At 40.0% G+C, this 19,275-nt stretch carries 19 protein-coding genes; 7 read left to right on the top strand and 12 right to left on the bottom strand.

Going from position 1 to position 19,275, the window contains the following annotated elements:
- From RYX56_RS01180 to RYX56_RS01125, 12 genes are all read right to left on the bottom strand, one after another.
- On the bottom strand, nt 1–1,458 hold the full coding sequence (locus RYX56_RS01180; protein ID WP_317120312.1) for a spore germination protein: 1,458 nt from the start codon (nt 1,456–1,458) through the stop codon (nt 1–3).
- Entirely contained in the window at nt 1,455–2,534 is a 1,080-nt protein-coding gene (locus RYX56_RS01175; RefSeq protein WP_317120311.1) for an endospore germination permease, read from the bottom strand. Before RYX56_RS01175 ends, RYX56_RS01180 begins: the two co-directional genes overlap by 4 nt.
- A 138-nt stretch (nt 2,535–2,672) precedes the next feature.
- Entirely contained in the window at nt 2,673–4,916 is a 2,244-nt protein-coding gene (locus RYX56_RS01170; protein WP_317120310.1) for a molybdopterin-dependent oxidoreductase, read from the bottom strand.
- Between the two features lie 240 nt (nt 4,917–5,156).
- Nucleotides 5,157–5,543, bottom strand: coding sequence for a YwqH-like family protein (locus RYX56_RS01165; RefSeq protein WP_317120309.1), 387 nt, complete (start codon nt 5,541–5,543; stop codon nt 5,157–5,159).
- Complete coding sequence (locus tag RYX56_RS01160; RefSeq protein ID WP_317120308.1) at nt 5,536–6,375, bottom strand: YfjC family protein; 840 nt, start codon at nt 6,373–6,375, stop codon at nt 5,536–5,538. The genes RYX56_RS01165 and RYX56_RS01160 overlap by 8 nt, the downstream gene beginning before the upstream one ends.
- Nucleotides 6,360–6,938, bottom strand: a complete 579-nt coding sequence (locus tag RYX56_RS01155; protein WP_317120307.1) for a PH domain-containing protein — start codon at nt 6,936–6,938, stop codon at nt 6,360–6,362. The genes RYX56_RS01160 and RYX56_RS01155 overlap by 16 nt, the downstream gene beginning before the upstream one ends.
- Before the next feature lie 11 nt (nt 6,939–6,949).
- On the bottom strand, nt 6,950–7,741 hold the full coding sequence (locus RYX56_RS01150) for a YfjC family protein (protein ID WP_317120306.1): 792 nt from the start codon (nt 7,739–7,741) through the stop codon (nt 6,950–6,952).
- Between the two features lie 329 nt (nt 7,742–8,070).
- On the bottom strand, nt 8,071–8,406 hold the full coding sequence (locus RYX56_RS01145) for a hypothetical protein (RefSeq protein WP_317120305.1): 336 nt from the start codon (nt 8,404–8,406) through the stop codon (nt 8,071–8,073).
- 12 nt (nt 8,407–8,418) lie between these two features.
- Nucleotides 8,419–9,849 (bottom strand): LXG domain-containing protein, encoded by a 1,431-nt coding sequence (locus tag RYX56_RS01140; RefSeq protein ID WP_317120304.1) that lies wholly within the window; start codon nt 9,847–9,849, stop codon nt 8,419–8,421.
- A gap of 3 nt (nt 9,850–9,852) precedes the next feature.
- Nucleotides 9,853–10,131: a YwqI/YxiC family protein gene (locus RYX56_RS01135; RefSeq protein ID WP_317120303.1), complete on the bottom strand. Its 279-nt coding sequence runs from the start codon at nt 10,129–10,131 to the stop codon at nt 9,853–9,855.
- Nucleotides 10,132–10,447: 316 nt separating this feature from the next.
- The gene (locus RYX56_RS01130) at nt 10,448–11,839 is read right to left on the bottom strand and encodes a M28 family peptidase (protein ID WP_317120302.1); all 1,392 of its coding nucleotides are present in this window, start codon (nt 11,837–11,839) and stop codon (nt 10,448–10,450) included.
- A 387-nt stretch (nt 11,840–12,226) separates the two neighbouring features.
- Nucleotides 12,227–12,334, bottom strand: a complete 108-nt coding sequence (locus RYX56_RS01125; RefSeq protein WP_317120301.1) for a putative holin-like toxin — start codon at nt 12,332–12,334, stop codon at nt 12,227–12,229.
- Nucleotides 12,335–12,602: 268 nt separating this feature from the next.
- On the opposite strand from RYX56_RS01125, the gene RYX56_RS01120 reads away from it, so the two are divergent.
- The 7 genes from RYX56_RS01120 (at nt 12,603) to RYX56_RS01090 (ending at nt 19,169) form a co-directional block, all read left to right on the top strand.
- Nucleotides 12,603–13,178 (top strand): biotin transporter BioY, encoded by a 576-nt coding sequence (locus tag RYX56_RS01120; RefSeq protein WP_317120300.1) that lies wholly within the window; start codon nt 12,603–12,605, stop codon nt 13,176–13,178.
- A 60-nt stretch (nt 13,179–13,238) separates the two neighbouring features.
- Nucleotides 13,239–14,711: an AMP-binding protein gene (locus tag RYX56_RS01115; RefSeq protein ID WP_317120299.1), complete on the top strand. Its 1,473-nt coding sequence runs from the start codon at nt 13,239–13,241 to the stop codon at nt 14,709–14,711.
- A gap of 5 nt (nt 14,712–14,716) precedes the next feature.
- Nucleotides 14,717–15,862 carry a thiolase family protein gene (locus RYX56_RS01110; protein ID WP_317120298.1) on the top strand — a complete coding sequence of 382 codons (1,146 nt, stop codon included), beginning with the start codon at nt 14,717–14,719 and terminating at the stop codon, nt 15,860–15,862.
- 12 nt (nt 15,863–15,874) lie between these two features.
- On the top strand, nt 15,875–16,321 hold the full coding sequence (locus tag RYX56_RS01105; protein WP_317120297.1) for an FAS1-like dehydratase domain-containing protein: 447 nt from the start codon (nt 15,875–15,877) through the stop codon (nt 16,319–16,321).
- Complete coding sequence (locus RYX56_RS01100; protein ID WP_317120296.1) at nt 16,314–16,700, top strand: MaoC family dehydratase; 387 nt, start codon at nt 16,314–16,316, stop codon at nt 16,698–16,700. Before RYX56_RS01105 ends, RYX56_RS01100 begins: the two co-directional genes overlap by 8 nt.
- A complete protein-coding gene (locus RYX56_RS01095; protein ID WP_317120295.1) occupies nt 16,697–17,503 on the top strand; it encodes an SDR family NAD(P)-dependent oxidoreductase in 807 nt (268 codons plus the stop codon). The genes RYX56_RS01100 and RYX56_RS01095 overlap by 4 nt, the downstream gene beginning before the upstream one ends.
- Before the next feature lie 106 nt (nt 17,504–17,609).
- Nucleotides 17,610–19,169 (top strand): sensor domain-containing diguanylate cyclase, encoded by a 1,560-nt coding sequence (locus tag RYX56_RS01090; protein ID WP_317120294.1) that lies wholly within the window; start codon nt 17,610–17,612, stop codon nt 19,167–19,169.
- Nucleotides 19,170–19,275: the final 106 nt, after the last annotated feature.

Genomic DNA, 19,275 nt, shown 5'->3' with positions numbered 1-19,275 from the left:
CTATCTTCTCCGTTTCTCGAGCATCGGTGCAGTGAATTTCCTGCGTTTAAAAGGATCAATCAATAAAGCTGAGAGATATTCTTTGAAGCTTAGAGATGAAATGGGTTCAAGATAAGAAACCTTAAACGACTCAAGATGACACAGGTAAATGAGAACACTAAACACAGCAATAAAGAAGCCATAGACCCCTAAGAAAGCTGAAATACCCAGACAATAAATACGTAGAATACTTACTGTTCCAGTTAAAGATTGATTAACGAGTGTATAGGTTGCTACTGCACTTAAAGCAATAACAACAATTAGAGCAGGCGAGGCAAGACCTGCACGTATCGCAGCATCTCCTATGATCAACCCACCTACAATTGAAATCGTTTGTCCAAGTGCTTTAGGCATTCGCACACCTGCTTCTTTCAATAATTCAAATAGACCTAGAATAAAAAGAGCTTCTAGAGCGTAAGGGAACGGAAGCCCTTCTCTAGCAATAACAACTGTAGCGAGTAAAGGGAAAGGGAGTTGATCAATATTGACCGAAGAGATCGCAATCCAGAAGCCTGGTAAAAACATCGCTATCAGTAAGGCTGTTAATCGAATGATCCTCTGAAAGGCTACATAGAAATAGGGATAGTGTACGTCTTCAGGGGATTTGATCAGTTCAAATAGATTAATTGGCCCAATCAAAACGGAAGGTGAACCATTGACTATGATAATAAATCTCCCGCGAAGCATGCACTCTACGACGAAGTCGGGTCTAGTTATATAATCGAAAAGAGGAAACAAAGTAAAACTTCGATCAGATAACCACTGTTCTAATTGACCACTACTGACAATACCTTCTGTTTGAAACGTTATTAATCTTGAACGAACCTCCTTAATCATCTCATGATTTATTTTGTTGTTCAGATACAGTAACGACACTTTTGTTTGACTTTCTGAACCGATTGTAAATGACTCATTATAGAGATGTGCTGATTTTAACCTTTTACGAATAAGGGATACATTTACATGTAGTTCTTCAGTAAATGAATCTTTTGGGCCTTTAATCGACACTTCTGTAGTTGATTCTTCCGGAGTTCGTTGGGGAATCTTAGCTATATTAATTCCAAAAAAATGAGAATCTCCTTCTTTATAGAAAAGTAAAAAGCCTGAAAAAATTTTTTCAATTAAAGTAGATAATGACTCTATATGAATAATTGGCGGTATTAGATCTTGATCAAAAGTGTCTGTTTCCTGACCTTTAATCTCCTTCATTACACCATGGTAATAGTCATTATACTGAGTGTGATCAATCATTCCTTCACAATAAAAAGAAAGAATTGGTTCATCATGTTGAACTTCTACAAAGTAAAGATCAGAAAGCCCGCTAAAATAGTCTTTCAGCTTAGTTAAAGTAAGGGAACCGCCTAGTAAATCCTCATCGATGGAGTGCTTATTTTCTACATGAGTTAGTTTTCTCTTCATAGTTTACTTTCCATTCCTTTCTTTTCCGGCAAATAACTAATGATAAGAAGGAACAACGACATGAGGAGGCCAAAGGTAAGAGAAGCAGGGTAAAAATAGATACTAAGAAATGTCTGCATCCAGATATCACTTACTGGATAAATGGAGATGACCACGAGGATTGTGCTCACTATCAGAAAAAGAATCTGTTTCGTTAGATTTGTATGACTTTTTAATATGTCATAAAGAAAGAACAAACATAAAGAAACTCGAATCGTTGTTCCGCATAAAAGTTGCAATACAGCTAAGAAATCGACATGTGATATATGTTCTCCTATCATTACGAGCCGCCACTGTTCAAATGCGGGAAAACGCATGTTAGCAGCTACATTCGGTCCAAAAGCAGCAATAGAACCTAGAGTAGGCCCAAGAATAAGTCCAGCAAGAAGAGAGATAAGAACTACTATATATACGAATGTAAATCTTTTATTGATGTGGTGTTGTAAAAGCAACAGGAATAGTAAATCAATACTTCCACCCATAACAATAATTGTGCCTTTGATAATGGGTTCACTCCCATATGTAAGAACCGGGAACATATAAGAATAAGCTTTTTCACCCATTGTTGAGAAAGCAACAAAATGGCCTAGTATCCAAACAATTGGTAAAAAGAAGGTCGATAAATAGACAATTGTCTTTAAGTTGTTATATCCTGCTATCACACAAAGCAATAAAAAGGGAAAAACAATCATTACTTTTGGTGTGATAGGTAAAAAATAGATATCGACCGTTTGTGTTAAATCGTAAAAAGAAATAATAGCCGTTAGAATGGTATAGACCATAAATATTGAAATAACTCCAGTCGCAATAACGCTACCCGAACGTTCTTTTACCCAGACAACTAATTTTTTTTGTTTACTATTTTTGATAATGCTATTTAAGACAATTGCCCATAAGATTAAAATGACATACCCTACTAAAACGCAAATCCAAGCATCACGTTTAGCTGCTTGTAGGAGATGAGGAAGGATCAATACATGATTTGAAATCCCGATAAATAACAGTAATACGAAAATCACTTGAAGCCGTGAAAACATGAATGACCCTCCTCTCTATAAATCATTATCATACTTAACATGTGTTAAATATTCCCTCACTATTCTATTTGATTAAAAGTGAGGATCCTTCTTCATTTTAAAAAAACGTCGCCGGCATTCCGGCAACGTCTCCTCATACTATGAACCAATACTCACTTCCACTGGAATTCCATTAAAGATGGCATTTCCTGAGACCGGGTCAATTTCATTTTCATCACTTAGGCGATTTGAATTTACACCAGCATACCTTTCTCCATTGCGTAATTGTATACCTTCTAAATGATGCCCCCAGCCATGTGGCAACGTAACAACGCCTTCCATCACATCACTCGTCACCTCAACTGAGACGTTGATATGACCGGCAACTGATTTAACCGAGGCGATCCCTTTATCTACTATTTGATGACGGGCCGCATCTGTTGGGTGGATTTGTAATGTACATTTGTTAGCTCCTTTTGTTAATTCTCCAATATTATGCATCCATGAGTTATTGGATTGCAGCTGCCTCCGACTAACCAGAAGCAAACCTTTTTGAACTCTATCTCTTTTTTCTTTCAAACGCTCTAAATCTTTCACTAGTAATGGTGGTGCTAACTCAACCTTGCCTGATCCTGTGGATAGCACTTGTGGCAGCCTAGGTTTAAGTGGTCCTAAATCAAGGCCATGCGGATGATTTTCCATAAGCGTCGAAAGCGATATTCCATCAGCCTTCTCACCAAAGAAATCTCCATATTCTCCGGTACGTAAAAGGAAATCAAGCATTCTCTCCGGGCCTTTTCTAACTGATAAGTGAGCAAATATCTCGTTTGGATCTCTATCAGCTAAAGGTGAGCTTTCAATGCCACACTCTTTTTTGATTAGCTGCATGATTGCATAATCATCTAATGCACTCACAGGGTCAGCTCCTACATCTTGGTTCATGACGGCTGCAGTCAACTGGAGTAACACTTCCCATTCATCAAGCTGTCCTTCTTCTAATGGAAAGACTTGTTTTGAATAGTGGGCGATGTTTCTTACAGAAAGCTGATAAAACGAAAGATCGTAATGGGAACGCTCAAGAGCTGAGGGCGCTGGTAATAATACGTTCGCATGTCTTGTCGTCTCGTTCAAATAACAGTCCACACTCACCATAAAATCTAGCTGACCGAGTGATTTCTCCATTCGTTCACCATTCGGAGCTGATAGCACTGGGTTTCCTGCCACAGTGACCAATGCTTTAATTTGGCCCTCTCCACCCGTTTCAATTTCTTCTGCTAAACAGGAGGTCGGAAGTTCCCCCAGTACCTCTGGACAATTTCGCACTCTAGAATGAAAGCGACCATATCGGGCACTCTTTTTACGCTTACCTCCAGCATTTTTGGAGCCGGCTGCTGGGCTTGTAAACATCACACCGCCTTCTTGGTCAAGGTTTCCTGTTAGAATATTGATGACATCAATCAACCAGCTGTTCATTGTCCCAAATGCTTGAGTACAGGTACCCATCCGTCCATACACTGCCGCATGCTCTGAAGTGGCAATTTCTCTGGCTAATCTACGAATGACTTTTACCTCAATGCCACATTTAGCACTCAACGCTTCAATTGAGAACCCTCTCACAGCTTCTTTCACTTCGGATAAGCCATTAACATGCTTACCTGCTCTACCAAGATCAACAAGCTCTTCCTCAAAAAGCGTCTGAATGATCCCTACTAGTAAATAGGCGTCTGTGCCAGGTGTGATTGCATAATGCTCATCTGCAGCCTTCGCTGTAACGGTTCGAACAGGATCAATGACAACGATTTTTCCGCCTCGTTTTCTGAGATCTCTCATTCGCTTACGCATATTAGGAGCCGTCATTAAACTTCCATTTGATACAAGAGGATTGGCACCAATCACTAAAAAATAATCGGTTCGATCAATGTCAGGTATTGGTATCGAGAAATCACTGCCAAACATCCATTCAGCTGTTAGTTGTTTCGGGATTTGATCCATTGTACTAGCCGAGTAACGATTCTTAGACCCTAATGTCTTCAGTAAAATAGGCACATATAACATACCCGCTAAGTTATGAACATTTGGGTTTCCAAGGTAGGTCGCCACCGCATCTCGACCATTTTGCTTTATGATTGATTGAAGTCCCTTCCTCACTTCGGTAAACGCCTCTTGCCACGACACTTCGCGCCATTGATCCCCTTCACGAATCATTGGCTTCTTAATCCGATCTGGATCCGCATATAACTTGTCTAAGTGATACCCTTTCGGACATAAATAACCTTCGCTAAACGGATCTAACTTATCTCCCTTAATACTTGTTACTTCATTACCTTTCGTGTGAATTTCAAGCCCACAAGTTGCCTCACATAAAGGGCACGTTCTGTAATGAACCTTTTCTGTTGCATCCATTGTTTATCCTCCTCTAGCATACCTACTAGTCAGTATTATAATTTTATAGAATATTCAGATATATAGCAAGCTATAACTTATTTTTGTTTCAGATCAGCATTATCGTATATATAAAAAAAGAGTGGAAGCAAATGGTGAAAAGTGTTTGCTATTGTGATGTTGACTAAGAAAATACGAACTTAAAATAAACAAGCCTGTTCCATCTTAGAATAGGCTTGTTCCACCATAACCATGTGTACTTTAAACTTGCTGACTTTGCATGTGTTGTAACTGATTTCTCCTGTTTTGAAGTTGCTGTGATTTCAATTCTAATTGGGTGGAAAGGAACTGCTGTGCCCTCTCTATTTGGCTATAGTACGTAGAAAAGGTAGAAGAGGTGACATCGGTGTATTTCTCATACACTTCACTTGTTCGGATCTCTTCAAATTCATTTGCATATTTCCCATACCATGTAGATGAATCAAGCTCTGGTTGCTTAAATTCGTCCTGATAGGAAATCATTTCTGATTCTTGACCCTGCAATGTTGATCTCACTTCATTCAATCGTCGCATTTGCTCATGAATTTGACTAATATCACCTGATAATACGGCTATACTCTGTCTCACTGAAGCTTCCGTCTCAAACAACGTCCCCGCCTCCAATCATATATGATGTAAAGTCGATCATGTGTAGCCATTCGTTTGATATTTGTAAAGAGACATGCACAGTCTCAGCATTTTGATAATGAATGACCCAAACCCCTTCATCACTCGGGAGATGAAATATTACCTTCTCTAGGTGTAACTCATTATATTCAGGTTCAAACCTCAGCAAACTAATACTATTTAGCACTCCATTCTTCTTTTTCAAATCTTTAATAAAGTGGTCAAATGATGCTCTTTCTTCAGTACTAAAACTAGCTTCATCTCGAACACTTCTACCATTTCTCTTTTGATTGAGCATAGCAAACTGAGCATCCGTTATTTGAAAGGAAGAAGCATACACTTGTGGCGAGGTAGGTGCGTATTGATAAAACTCTTTTAATTCCTGTTTCAAATCGAGATGATCACTAAAATCAAAACGATGGAGAGCTTCCTTGGATATGATAGACTCTCTCATCCAGGTACCATCCCCCAATTCTCGAATAATGAAGGTTTCATCGGTACCTCTCTTAGCGGCTCTAATCACTCGTTTAGCTTGCATGTACTCTTCTATAAATTGTTGTAGCTTCGGAGTAAGGGGATTGTCTCCTTCAGTGTACTTTTCTTTTGATAAATATTCTTTTGCTATAAGTGATTCAACGCTCTTTTCAAAGAAGTCTCCCCAAAAGAACTTAGTACGGTTAGGATAAATACTCTCACCCATTCCTTCTGCTGTGGTTGAATATCCGCATAGATCAATCATTGTCAGTAATTCTCCTGTTGACCAATTCATCTTCTCCATTGAAATCACCTCTTCGCCCATCACATTTTCAACCATTCACTTGATGAGCTTCCTACCTTTGAACCCTTTACTGTACCCCCAATATGGGGCATCATCACTACTTCTTGTTGTTCTACTTGTTCTTGCCTTTTATGCTTAGCTCGTTGCTCTTCAATCGAGCAATAGGCTAGTTGAGGCGCTCTTTTAAATAATTCCTGAATGAATTCACCTTGTCTTTCAGGTGATAATTGGATCTTCGTGACCTCACCTTTAAAATGAAGTTCGATTCCATCGACTGCCCACATAAAACTATGAACATTTACAGGCCTTAATCGACTTAATCCTTTTGTATAATCAATTCTTTTCATATCTGAATAGTGATAAGTAGACTGGAACGGTCCCATCTGTACAAACAACCCTTCCTCTCTTATCCAATACCTAATTTGAAAGATTGAATAAAGAGCTAACCATATTGAAAACAAATAAATGAGGAAAAGAAATAAAATGAGCGGCGTAAAGTCAACGAATCGGATGCTTAAGTAAAGGACGGAAAATAAGAATACAATGATCGCAACAGTAATCGCATTCATAGGAAGATCCCGTCTTGTTTTAAAGAGCATATAACCTCCTCCTACGCCTCTTGTTTTAATAGTAACCTACTACGAATCATGCTCATAAATTCACTTGCACTCACATTTGAAGCATGTACAACAAGGTCCTCATCATAGTTCAACACCCAGATTCCATACTCCGATGGTACATGAAACATAATTTCCTCTATCGAACTTTCACCAGCTTCAGCATCAACTTTTAGGAGACTGCTATTATGAAGAGACCAGTCATTTATTTTTATCGAATGAACAAATAAATCAAAAGCAGCTTCTTCCTCCTTCTTCAACTTGGCAAGACTTCTCACCTCTTTAAGATTCTCTTTTTTACTAAGAAGATCAAATTGATGATCCGTGAGCGTAAAAGATGAGAGGGCTTCACCTTCGACTTGATTGTAGCGACTAAAAGGTAAGATATGTTTCTCTATATCACTTTCCTCGACAAAAAAGAACTCATGAATCAGGTCAGCTATAACATGGTGCATGAGCCATTTATCATTCGGCATTTCATGAAAGAGTAATGTTTCATTCGTTGTGACATTAGCAGAACGGATGATGTTTTGTGATTGAACATAGTGATGAATAAATGTTTGCAATTCCTTATTTAACGGCACTTCATTCTCTGCAGCTTTTTGCACATCCCAAACCTCTTTGAGCATGAGCTGATGAGCAGCCCCTTCATAAACTGCCTCCCAAGCATCCTCTGACTTCTCTCCTAGAGAACTCTCTCCAATCCCTTTTGCCACATCTGGGTAACCACATAAGTTAACAAGTAGCATCAGTTCTTCAGTTGTGCATTTTAAGACCGTGTTCATTCTCACACCTCAACTTTCACTTTATTATGGAATCTATAAGTAGAACCTCCAATGTTTGGTTAATAAAATAAATTAAAGTAAATACAAAAATTAATTCCCAACCAATCTAATATGAGATCATAGATTACCAGTAGTACCAAGCTTAAAAACACAAAAACCACAGACCATATAAGAAAAACGATTCTGGCTTACCAATAAGGGAGCAGTATCATTAATTTTGTATAGAAAGAGTGAGGAATACCATATAGTGCATAAAAAACTATATTCATCAGTTTCTCGTATATAGTTTTGGGACTTTTAGTGTATGTCTGTTCCATTACGAGTTAGTATTAAAGAAAGTAAGAATAACGCTCAGCTAGAATGGAAGCAGTCCCTGCAAGAATACAGAAAACAATAAAAAATCCAAGCATCCAAATAAAAAATAAGACTCTTGCTTTCCCGTAAGAATGTTTAATCATAAACTTCTTATAAAAAAAATGAGGTACGCCATAAAGTGCATAAAACACACCGTTCATAAATCGATCGTAACCTGTTTCAGGATTTGTAGTGTATGTGAACTCCATGAAAGAAATGACACGATTGCCAAATAAAGCGGCAAACAAGCTCATTCCAAACTGTACAATTAAAATAAACATAAAAATTAAAAACAGTATAAAAACAACCACCTAATGATCCTCCTACTTAAACCAACTTGATACAGAGTTTGTTACTTTATTTTTAATATTTGTTCCTACCTCAACAACTTTCTTTGTTCCAGATTCCGCTAGATCCTTCACATTTTCTGAAAGTTTACTACCAGCATATGCGCCGCCAAGACCTCCAATTGCGCCACCAATTAATCCACCAGCTACTGTTCCTATTCCTGGAGCAATTAATGTTCCAAGCGCCGCACCAGCCTTTGCACCAACTGCCGCACCTCCTGCTGCTCCACCGGCTTCTACTAATGTACCACTGGCAAATCTAGCTGTTTTTTCGAGACCCGTTTTATCACGATTATCACTATTCGTGAATTCACTAAAGTTCCCTACAATAGTCAGTCCCCACCCTACAGGTCCAGCTGCCCTTGTATACTTATTGTCAACAAATTTCGCTGCATGTTTCTCGATTTCATATTTACTAAATGTACGAGCGAAATTTTGAGCTCTTTCACTCGCCATTGCGTTATGAAGGGCTACTCCAGCTTTATTTTTAGCTGAGGCAGCTACTTGCTTCGTTTTATCAAGAAAGGAATTGTTTTTTGAAGGAGTGGATGTTGGAGCTGATTGACTAGTAGGTAAAGGTGCCTTTCCATTCTTCGTCATATCTGCATAAGTACCAATTCCAATTGAAGTAGCAGCTAATACATTTTGGCCCGCAAAAAATGCGGAGTCACCATACCCAAATAAAGTAGAGCTATCTCCTACAAATGAGAATACTTGGTCCGCTTCACGCACATTTTGCGTATTTTTCACCTCTCTAAAATCATCGTTGTCCTTCATCATACTCTTGCTGAAGTTTTCAATTGAAATGGATTGACTGACAAACATTTCTTCTAAACTCGTGACGTAGTTTTGAAGAAGAGTAATGTCTTGCCCGACATATTGCATACTAGTTATTTGTTCTTCATCAAATTCATGAATCTTTTCAATCGTGGAGTCTACCTTTGCTTTTGAATTAGAGAGCCCATCCATGACTCCATTATAATTAAAAGTGGGCAAATATACGATATCCTTGTACATAGAAGTTATGCTATTAACCTCTTCACCAAGACTAACCATGGTAGCTTTTAAGTTTTCAATCTTTCCATGAACGCCATCTTGTAAAAAGTCTTCGCGAATAAGCTCGTCACTCTCAAAATACGTATTCAATTTATCTAAAGTATCTTGAAGCGTGTTCTCAAATTCAGAGAGTACGGTGCGAAGAAGTTTTACAAAAGGACCATGACAATAGGTGAAGTAATTAATGATATTAATCGCTGTTCTTCCGTTAAATTTAGCTTCGACATTTAAGAAAGTCGTTTCATGTTGGAGCCAGCCTTCAACAGGTCCTAACTGCTCTTGCTGGTCTTGAACTTGTTGAATTAATAATTGCAGGCTTTCGATGGTAGCATTAGCATCTAAGACTTTCATAGACTAACCCCCTTTAATTTGACTCGAGACAGTTTGGTCTGCTTCTTCGTATTGATCCACCACTCGATAGACTTGTTCAACATTCTTTTGCAAGAGGGCTTTATAGGATTGAAGTAGTGCCTCCATTGCTTGCATATTTTGTTCCGCTTCTTTTAAGGTATCAAGTTCCGTCCGTCCATCAAATGATACATTGTATTCGGGTACGACGGCATCTAAGCGAGTGGATAAACGATCCATTCTACTTCTGACTCGTTGAGGCTTCAAGCTAATTTCTTCACTCACTCCAATGTCCTCCTTTATCATTGTCACACCACGATTTATAAGTACATTTATCATTTTAAAAGATCTAATTGGAAATGAAAACCATACTTAGGGTGCTATTATGTCCAGCTTCGACTTACATCCCTTATGATTCACAAGACTAATTTACCAAAATATTAAGTATACTTTATTAAATCGGTGACTTTTGTCTCTAATTACTTCTTACCCAATAATTCTTTTTTTCTACCATAAAAATACAAAATAAATTTCCAATTCTTATCAGTCAGGAATTTAAACGCAAAAAAACCAACCGCTTGAGGTTGGTTTTGCTTGCTCGTTATTGTACATCTTCTTCAAAGTACATATGTGTATCTACTGATTGAGGCTTACCTTTTTTAGGTTTTGGTCCCATATTGTCAAAGCTTGCATAGTCATAAATGGCCGTTCCAACAATTTGAGCGACATCTTCAAGTTTTTCTTTGCTGATTTTATCAATCGTATCTTCTGGTGTGTGGTACCAAGGCTCTAGTGGACTATGAATAAATAAAGCCGCTGGAACACCTTTTTCACCGAATGGAACGTGATCACTACTTCCACCTTGTGAAAATGGTGTTGGTGCTCCATTTAAACGAAGGCTAGAAGATTGTGCTAATTCCGTTACTAGATTCGGTTGACCGTTCACTGTACGCATCACTAGATCTCCTGCATCCTTACTCCCAACCATATCTAAGTTAAAGTTGGCTGCAATTCGATTGAGTTCACTTTCTGGAAGTGTATTCACATAATGTCTAGAGCCAATTAGTCCAAGCTCTTCCGCTCCAAAGGTAGCAAAGCGAATCTCTGTATCTGTTGGTAAATTCTTCATTGCTCTGGCTAACTCTAGTACCATTGCTGTTCCAGAAGCATTATCATTTGCTCCAGGAGCACCTGGTACCGAGTCATGATGGGAGCTAACCACAATCACATTGCCATTATCTTTGTTTTTGTTTGTGGCTTTTTTTGATGCAATCACATTATTTGACGTACGTAATCCAGATTCTGCCCCAAGTACTGTAAGAGAAGCTTCTACCGACTCGCCACCTTCTAATTGACTCACTAATGCAGTTCCTTCTGCTTGAGAGATCGAAACAACAGGTACAAATTCGTCATTCGCACCACCAAGAGTTCCATTTAATGCACCAGTTGTATTATTAAAAATGATAACCCCTGCCGCACCCGCTCTCGCTGCATTTAATACCTTATCACCAAAACTAATTTCACCGCGCTGAATTATGGCAATTTTCCCTTCCAGATCCTTACCCTCAAGTTCTAGCGGACGACCTAATCCAACATATTCAAGTTCAGCATTCACTTCTCCACTTGCTGTGTATGTAAAGGAATTAGGAGTTAAGCTTGTCCCATTTACCATTAAATCCACTGTGTGAGGAGCTGTAAATCCAAAAAATTCAAAAGGCTGAATCTCTGCTTCATATCCATACGCTTCAAATTGCTCTTTAATGTAGAGTACAGCTTGATACTCTTCTTCAGTTGCTGCCACACGAGGTGATTGTTGGAGATAATCAATCGTATTATAGATATTCTCGACATTAATTTTGTTGATTACACGGTTATCTAATACATTATGAACCCCAGATTGAGTCGTAACTGCGGGACTAGCGAAAGCTTGTACACCGACTGAGCTAAGTGTTAGTGAGGTTACGAGAGCAATAGATAGAATAGCCTTTTTCATTTACATTTCCCTCCAAGTAGAGTAATAGTTTACATTCTGAATCGTACAATATTTCAGACTATTACATAAGGGAATATATTCCTTTCTTTAATTAGGTCCTATTACCAGTTTATTTCGTTACGCTAAAGAAAAGAATATAACAATGACCTAGGTGAATCACCTATCCATTAAATTAAACTTTATAATATTAATTCACTTATTTTCCACCTCATTTTCCTTTGCTTAACCCTTGTCCACTCATGTATAATGAAGATATAAAAATCAAACCAACCCAAAAAAAGACTGAGTGTGATCTACACTCAGCCTTAGCAACTACTTGCTGCCTTGCGCAGCTGACCAATTGGATATTGCCATAGAAATAGCTCACCTTACTTGGCGGCAGGGTAGCTATTTCTTTTTTTGTTGACTCACAATGATACTGACCGTCAGTGCTAATGTGGCGAGAAGAATGCTTGAGAATTGGGCCAGTAAACTTAATGCTTCATAGATCGTCAAAATAAGCCTCACCCCCTCTCCACGGGAGTTCAGCCGCCACCTTGCTAGTAGTTGCTAATGCTATTATACCAAACATACGTTCTTATTACTAGGTTCGTTTCTATTCATTCGCTAGGTCTTTTTGATCAAAAGCTAGAGGAAGGTGAACTCCAATCTCTTTTAAAGACTGATTGTAAACACCTATCAAACATCAGTTGACATACCTCTTTCTGCGCCTTATACTAACTTCATACATAGCATTTATATTATTCAGAAAATGGTGACGTAGATGAATTTAAAACAGATGTTGTATGCGGCATTATTTGCTGCCTTGATTGGAGCTCTTGGTATTCTCCCTCCGATTGTCTTACCAATCTCGCCTGTTCCTATCACGGCTCAAACAGCTGGTGTGATGCTTGCAGGGGCTGTTCTCGGAGCGAAATATGGCGGGATGAGCTTAGTTGTCTTTGTTTCACTTGTAGCAATGGGGGTGCCATTACTAGCAGGTGGTCGTGGAGGCATCGGCGTCTTACTTGGACCAGGTGGTGGCTACATTTTAAGCTGGCCGATCGCCGCTTTTATCATCGGATTTCTAGTTGAGAAATACTGGCACAAAATGAATATCGGACGATTTATCTTATTTAATATCGTTGGTGGTATTATCGTAGTCTACGCAGGTGGAGTGACATACTTATCCTTTATGACGGGCCTTCCTTGGACAACAGCTGCCTTTCAAGCGCTTATCTACATTCCAGGTGACCTTGCAAAAGCTGTATTAGCTGGTGTGATTGCGATGCAACTGAAGAAAGCCTACCCTCTGATCACCAAGAAAACAAAAGAATCAACATTAACAAAAGTTGCATAATACGAGAAAAGGGGGTCCATTAAGGTGGATTCCCTTTCTTTTTGAAAAGGAGAGGACATCATGATCATTGGCGACACAATCAAACATACAGCAGCTACATTCCCCGAAAGAATAGCGATCCATTGTGACGGCGCTGACCTTAGCTACCAAGATTTCCAACAACTCATTTTAACTATCCAACAAAATGTATTGTGTACACTAGAGAACCCTATAAAAAAGAGAATAGCCATGCATGTTCAAAACGATGCTACCTTTTTAGCTACCTTCCTGGCAATCACAGGTATTGGTGCTATAGCGATTCCACTTGACCCTAAATGGAGTGACCTGGAAGTCGATCATATTTTGAATGACTGCAAACCTGATTTAATCATTTCGAATGGAATAAGAGAGTTCTCAGCTACCTATCCCACAGCTTACCTAGAGGATCTCATCAAACACTCACATACAACTGTAAAAGGTCCTGTGGTTGGTGAAGATTCTTTATTCTATATTGGTTACACTTCCGGTACGACCGGTAAGCCAAAAGGGTATTTACGGACGCATGATTCCTGGTACGAGAGCTTCAATGGAACTAATCAAGTCTTTAACCTAAGTTCTAGTGAGGTCATCTCCTCCCCTGGTCCACTTGTCCATTCACATTTTTTATATGCAGCCATACATGCCTTACATATCGGTGCAACACTGCACATCACAAAAAAATTCAATGAGAGAATGGTGTATGAGCAATTATGCACAAGCAACATCACAACCCTCTTTCTTGTTCCGACGATGTTTCAAGCTTTAGCGGAACAGTTTGAAGAGCTGCAACAAACACTTTCATTAAATAGAGTCATTTCTGCAGGAGCAAAATGGGAGCCTCATTTGAAGGAGAAAGCCGCAACGATTATGCCGAATGCCGATGTCTTTGAATTTTACGGTGCCTCTGAGCTCAGCTTTGTGAGCGTGCTTGATCCAAAGGCGAACCAAGTAAAACCCGAATCAGTCGGCCGTCCTTTTCCAGGGGTTGAGGTGTCTATAAAAAGAGGAGATCAGACAGAAGCTCTTCCTAATGAAATAGGAATGCTTTATGTGCGAAGCCCTCACCTATTTAGTGGCTATCTCAATCAACCAGAAGCGACTAAAGAAGTATTTTCTAATGGATGGGCTACAGTTGGTGATATTGGATACGTGGATGAGGAGGGCTTTATTACATTAGTAGGTCGTGACAAAAATAAACTCATTACTGGAGGATTAAACGTCTACCCTGAAGAAGTAGAACAAGTACTCTCTTCCCTAGAGGAGATTCATGAAGTGATCGTCATTGGCCTCCTTGATGATTACTGGGGAGAAAAGCTAGTTGCCATCCTCTCTTGGCGTAACGGTATGCAATTAACTGAAGAACAATTGAAGCAGCATTGCAAAACACATTTAGCAACGTATAAATGTCCTCGTCAATTTATAGAAGTACCATTCTTCCCTTATACTTCGAGTGGGAAAATTGCGCGAAGACAGGTGATGGAGCAATTCCAACAACGAGAGACGCAAAGGAAGTGAAGAGATTGAGACATGCTGTGATCGTATCAGCAAAACGAACGGCAATCGGAAAGCTTGGCGGGATGTTTAAAGAGATTCCTCCTGAGCACTTAGTTGCCCCGCTTATTAAACAAGTCATTCAAGACCATCCCCTTCCTGTCGAAGCCATTGATGAAGTGATCCTTGGCAATGCTGTCGGACCGGGTGGTAACCTTGCGAGACTTTCCGCACTCACAGCAGGACTGCCTATGTCCGTGCCAGGAGTGACAGTCGACCGTCAATGCGGCTCAGGACTTGAAGCAATTAACTTAGCAGCTAGACTGATTCAAGCAGGAGCAGGTGAGATCTATTTTGCAGGTGGTGTGGAAAGCACGAGTCTTGCTCCTTGGAAACTAGCAAAGCCTCCTACGCTTCACCACCCTAGTGGCCCGCAACTCTTTCAACGAGCACGCTTCTCTCCAGAAGACATAGGAGATCCGGATATGGGTGTGGCTGCTGAAAATGTAGCAGCTAAGTACGCGATCACTCGAGCGATGCAAGATGAGTATGCGTATTGGAGTCATAAAAAAGCGGTACAGTCGATGGAACAGGGTCACTTTAACGAAGAAATTGTAGCTGTAAGGGATCGAGTTAGAGATGAATGTCCACGCCCTACTACATCGATGGAAAAACTAAGCAGCCTCCCTCCCGTTTTTAAAGAAGGTGGCACCGTAACAGCTGGGAATGCTTGTCCCATGAATGACGGAGCGTCTGTTGTATTAATGATGTCAGAAGAAAAATGCGTGGAACTTGGCTTAACACCCGTATTACGAGTAATCGATACAACAAGTGCAGGCGTTGACCCTCATTATCTCGGAATTGGTCCTATCCCTGCTATAACGAAACTTCTAGAACGCACTCAGCTTACAATGGAGGAGATTGATCTCATTGAATTTAATGAAGCGTTTGCCTCGCAGGTACTTGCGAGCTTACAAGAATTAAATATCCCCCTTGAAAAAGTTAATCAACAAGGCGGTGCACTCGCATTTGGGCACCCATACGGAGCATCCGGGGCAATTTTAATCACACGTTTGTTCAGTCAGATGAAAGAAAAACGTTATAAACGAGGAATCGCTACTTTGGGCATTGGCGGCGGACTCGGATTAGCTACATTAGTTGAATTAATCGAATAGGGAGGAAATGAGATGATTACAGAAAAATGGCTCCACTCACAAACAAAGCCGATCGAGATCACCTTAACAAGAGAAATGATTAAATCGTATGCAGACGCGATTTGTAACGAAAACGAATTATATACAAAGGTAGAAGCTGCAAAACAAGCATCCTATGAGGACATCCCGGCTCCTCCTACCATGCCATTTATTTTCTGGCAATATCTCGAGGTGCCTTGGTTAGATGATGTGGGGGTATTGGTTCACGGCAAGCAAGCTTTCTCCTATGACCAACCACTGATTGCCAACCGAACATATCAATGCAGCATTCAATTACTTTCCCTAAAAACAAAAGTGAACAAACGAGGTCCGATGCAAATCGCTGAACACGAACTATCAATTCACTATAACGGCGTGGTTCATGCGAGCGCCCTTTCTACGCTCGTCATTTTACCAAAAGGAAGTGAAGACGATGCTTAACCAACCCTCACTTGAAGAGATTCACATCAAGGAAATCACCCAACAGCAACTGGAGGCTTACGGGCTTGTATCAAATGATTACAACCCTATTCACTTTGATCTAAAAGCAGCCCAAGATGCCGGCTTCCCTAAACAAATTGCACATGGAATGTTCACGATGGGAGTCAGTACAAATCTAGTATCACCTTGGATCTCTACTCATTTAGTGAAAAGCTATGAAACTTCATTTATCCAACCACTGTTAGTTGGAGACTCCCTCAGAATTAAAGGCACTGCGACTATAACTGACCAAACGACTTCCATCGTTTTTACTGGCGAGAATCAACACGGCGAAACAATTATCAAAGGGCAGATTTCACTTGAGGTGCATGCCCGATGAACCTCCAAGACCAAGTGGCGATTATTACTGGATCGACGCGCGGCATTGGCTATAGCTTAGCGAGACAGCTAGCGGCAAATGGAACGGGCGTGATCATAAATGGTAGAAAGGAAGCTGACGTTTCGAAAGTGGTAGAGGAAATCAATGAACTTGGTGGACGAGCAGTCGGACTTGCCTCTCCTGTTAATGAACCACATACAGGAGAAGAGCTGGTCCATACAGCCATAGAAAGATTTGGAAAAGTGACCATTTTAATCAATAACGCTGGCAATACGCATGATCGAATGTCTTATAAAATGTCAGATGACGAGTTTCAAAGTGTGATCAGCGTTCATGTAAATGGGACCTTTTACTGCACGAGAGCTTTTATTCGACAAGTGATCAAGCAAGAGACTGGTGGACAAATCCTTAATATGACTTCAACCGCCGGATTGACCGGCACAATTGGACAATTGAATTACAGTGCGGCAAAGTCCGCAATCAACGGGATGACTTGGACACTAGCCAAAGAGTTAGCGCGACATCATATCAAAGTCAATGCAGTTGCACCGGCAGCCCTTACGTCGATGACCGAACCTCATATTACCCGCGCTCGAAAAAAAGCAGCTGAACAAGGGATGGAACTTCCCTCTTATTGGGAAGTCGGCTCTACAGATGATGTGGCAAGATTTGTAACCACCCTTTTCACAAAACCACAGTTTTCAAAGTCTGGTGAAATCTTTGGGGTAAACGGAGATAAAGTGGTTCGCTGGCAACCTTCAGTACCCGAAGAAATGGAACTAGCTGATTTTATAAACAGTTAAGACTTTCGCTTGTAATTAATGGTAGGAATCTGGCTAAAATCATGATACGTTAGTCATAGCAAGACAGTAATCAACCGTTTTGTATCCTATTACATGAGGTACCATTATGAATATGAGTTTGAGATTTTGGATCTTATTGCTTATCACATTTACGATCCTTGGCATGATTGCCAGCACATTATTTGCCGGCTACTATGTATCAAAAAATAATTTAATTACCCATACAAAAGAAATTAATCGTGTTTATTCTGAAAAGCTTGCTCAAGTTACCGACCAGTCCTTACAGGCAATGGAAGAAAGCTTAGAGAATCGTGCCCTTGATATGGCGGCCTTACTAGATAATCAGGAAGCACTTAGAACTTCTCTTGATCAGTTTTTGCGAAGTAGTCACTACTTTAATTCGATTGCTATTGTAGATAAAGAAGCCAAAGTGATTACCTCTGCTCCTGATTTGGATGTGGTAGGGTATCATGTCCACTCTATTGGGATCAATGAAGCACTTGAAAAACAAGAAACAGTCATTTCTGAATTATACGATGCAGCCATTGGTCGAAAAATCCTCTTGATCTCAAGTCCTATATGGACAGAATCAGGAACCTATGAGGGAATGCTTGCAGGAACCGTTTACTTACAAGAAAGCAACATCATAGAATCAATCCTAGGTGAACATTTTTCACAAGATGGCTCTTATGTGTATGTTGTTGATCATAATGGGGTCATTATTTATCACCCAGAGCGTAGCAGAATCGGAGAAAATGCCCAAGAGAATCCTGTCGTGCAAAAATTAATGAATGGTGAAAGCGGAACTCTTCAGGTTACCAATACAAAAGAGAAAGATATGCTCGCCGGCTTTTCTCATATCCCGACAAGCAACTGGGGTATTGTCTCCCAAACTCCATATGATGTCAGTATTCAGCCGGTTTGGGATACGATCCGTAATATGGTGTTGTATTCAATCCCCTTTATCTTTTTTACTGTTTTATTATCCATTATTTTTGCCGAGCGAATCGCTTCTCCGCTGCGACAGTTAGCATTACAAACGTACATGCTAAAAAACCAGAAAATACCAAAAGAACGTCCTTCGATTTCTACTTGGTACTTTGAAGCCACTCAGCTCAATCAGACGATCCAAACATACATCGATGCCCAAGAAGATCAACTTCAAACTGTGATGAAAGATTCACAAACTGACCCGTTAACCGGGCTGCCTAATAGAAGGTACATTGATACTACCCTCCAAAGTTGGATAGAAGAGAAACCTTTCTTTTCAATGATTATCCTCGACATTGATTACTTTAAAATGGTTAATGACACGTATGGTCATCAAATGGGCGACGAGATTCTCATCTTCTTCGGGGAAGCCTTGGGCAAGGTTGTTGGAGAAAACAATTTATTCGCACGTTATGGAGGGGAAGAATTTATGATCCTCCTTCCCGAAGCTACTGTCGATGAAGCCTTAAAGCTGGCACATCGACTTAAGTACACATTAGCTAATATGATTGCTCCGTCTGGTAAAAAGATCACATTTTCAGCTGGGGTCGGTTGCTACAGAAATGACTCGGAAAACCTTACCACTTTTATGCAGCGGGTTGACGAAGCGCTTTATCGCGCCAAACAGTCAGGTCGTAATCGCTGTGAAGTCGCCATGACAAAAAAGACGTCCTAACCTTTGAAGTGCATCTCACCTTGGCTAGAGCGTCTTTTTTTCCTCTCTTAAAAATCCTTATTACAGATCGACCTTTTAATGGCTCTCCGAAAGAAAACATCCCTCT

Source organism: Alkalihalophilus lindianensis, assembly GCF_032843265.1.
GTDB classification, from domain to species: Bacteria; Bacillota; Bacilli; order Bacillales; family Bacillaceae_D; genus Alkalihalophilus; species Alkalihalophilus lindianensis.
Note: the sequence above shows the minus strand (reverse complement) of the source record. Positions and strands in the feature narration are given on the sequence as shown.

Excerpts from the sequence above, each read along its gene's own strand:
- RYX56_RS01180 (WP_317120312.1), bottom strand. The coding sequence starts at position 1,458 with ATGAAGAGAAAACTAACTCATGTAGAAAATAAGCACTCCATCGATGAG.
- RYX56_RS01140 (WP_317120304.1), bottom strand. The coding sequence starts at position 9,849 with ATGAAAGTCTTAGATGCTAATGCTACCATCGAAAGCCTGCAATTATTA.
- RYX56_RS01155 (WP_317120307.1), bottom strand. The coding sequence starts at position 6,938 with ATGCTCTTTAAAACAAGACGGGATCTTCCTATGAATGCGATTACTGTT.
- RYX56_RS01120 (WP_317120300.1), top strand. The coding sequence starts at position 12,603 with ATGAATTTAAAACAGATGTTGTATGCGGCATTATTTGCTGCCTTGATT.
- RYX56_RS01105 (WP_317120297.1), top strand. The coding sequence starts at position 15,875 with ATGATTACAGAAAAATGGCTCCACTCACAAACAAAGCCGATCGAGATC.
- RYX56_RS01160 (WP_317120308.1), bottom strand. The coding sequence starts at position 6,375 with ATGGTTGAAAATGTGATGGGCGAAGAGGTGATTTCAATGGAGAAGATG.
- RYX56_RS01170 (WP_317120310.1), bottom strand. The coding sequence starts at position 4,916 with ATGGATGCAACAGAAAAGGTTCATTACAGAACGTGCCCTTTATGTGAG.
- RYX56_RS01100 (WP_317120296.1), top strand. The coding sequence starts at position 16,314 with ATGCTTAACCAACCCTCACTTGAAGAGATTCACATCAAGGAAATCACC.
- RYX56_RS01090 (WP_317120294.1), top strand. The coding sequence starts at position 17,610 with ATGAATATGAGTTTGAGATTTTGGATCTTATTGCTTATCACATTTACG.
- RYX56_RS01150 (WP_317120306.1), bottom strand. The coding sequence starts at position 7,741 with ATGAACACGGTCTTAAAATGCACAACTGAAGAACTGATGCTACTTGTT.
- RYX56_RS01175 (WP_317120311.1), bottom strand. The coding sequence starts at position 2,534 with ATGTTTTCACGGCTTCAAGTGATTTTCGTATTACTGTTATTTATCGGG.
- RYX56_RS01130 (WP_317120302.1), bottom strand. The coding sequence starts at position 11,839 with ATGAAAAAGGCTATTCTATCTATTGCTCTCGTAACCTCACTAACACTT.
- RYX56_RS01115 (WP_317120299.1), top strand. The coding sequence starts at position 13,239 with ATGATCATTGGCGACACAATCAAACATACAGCAGCTACATTCCCCGAA.
- RYX56_RS01095 (WP_317120295.1), top strand. The coding sequence starts at position 16,697 with ATGAACCTCCAAGACCAAGTGGCGATTATTACTGGATCGACGCGCGGC.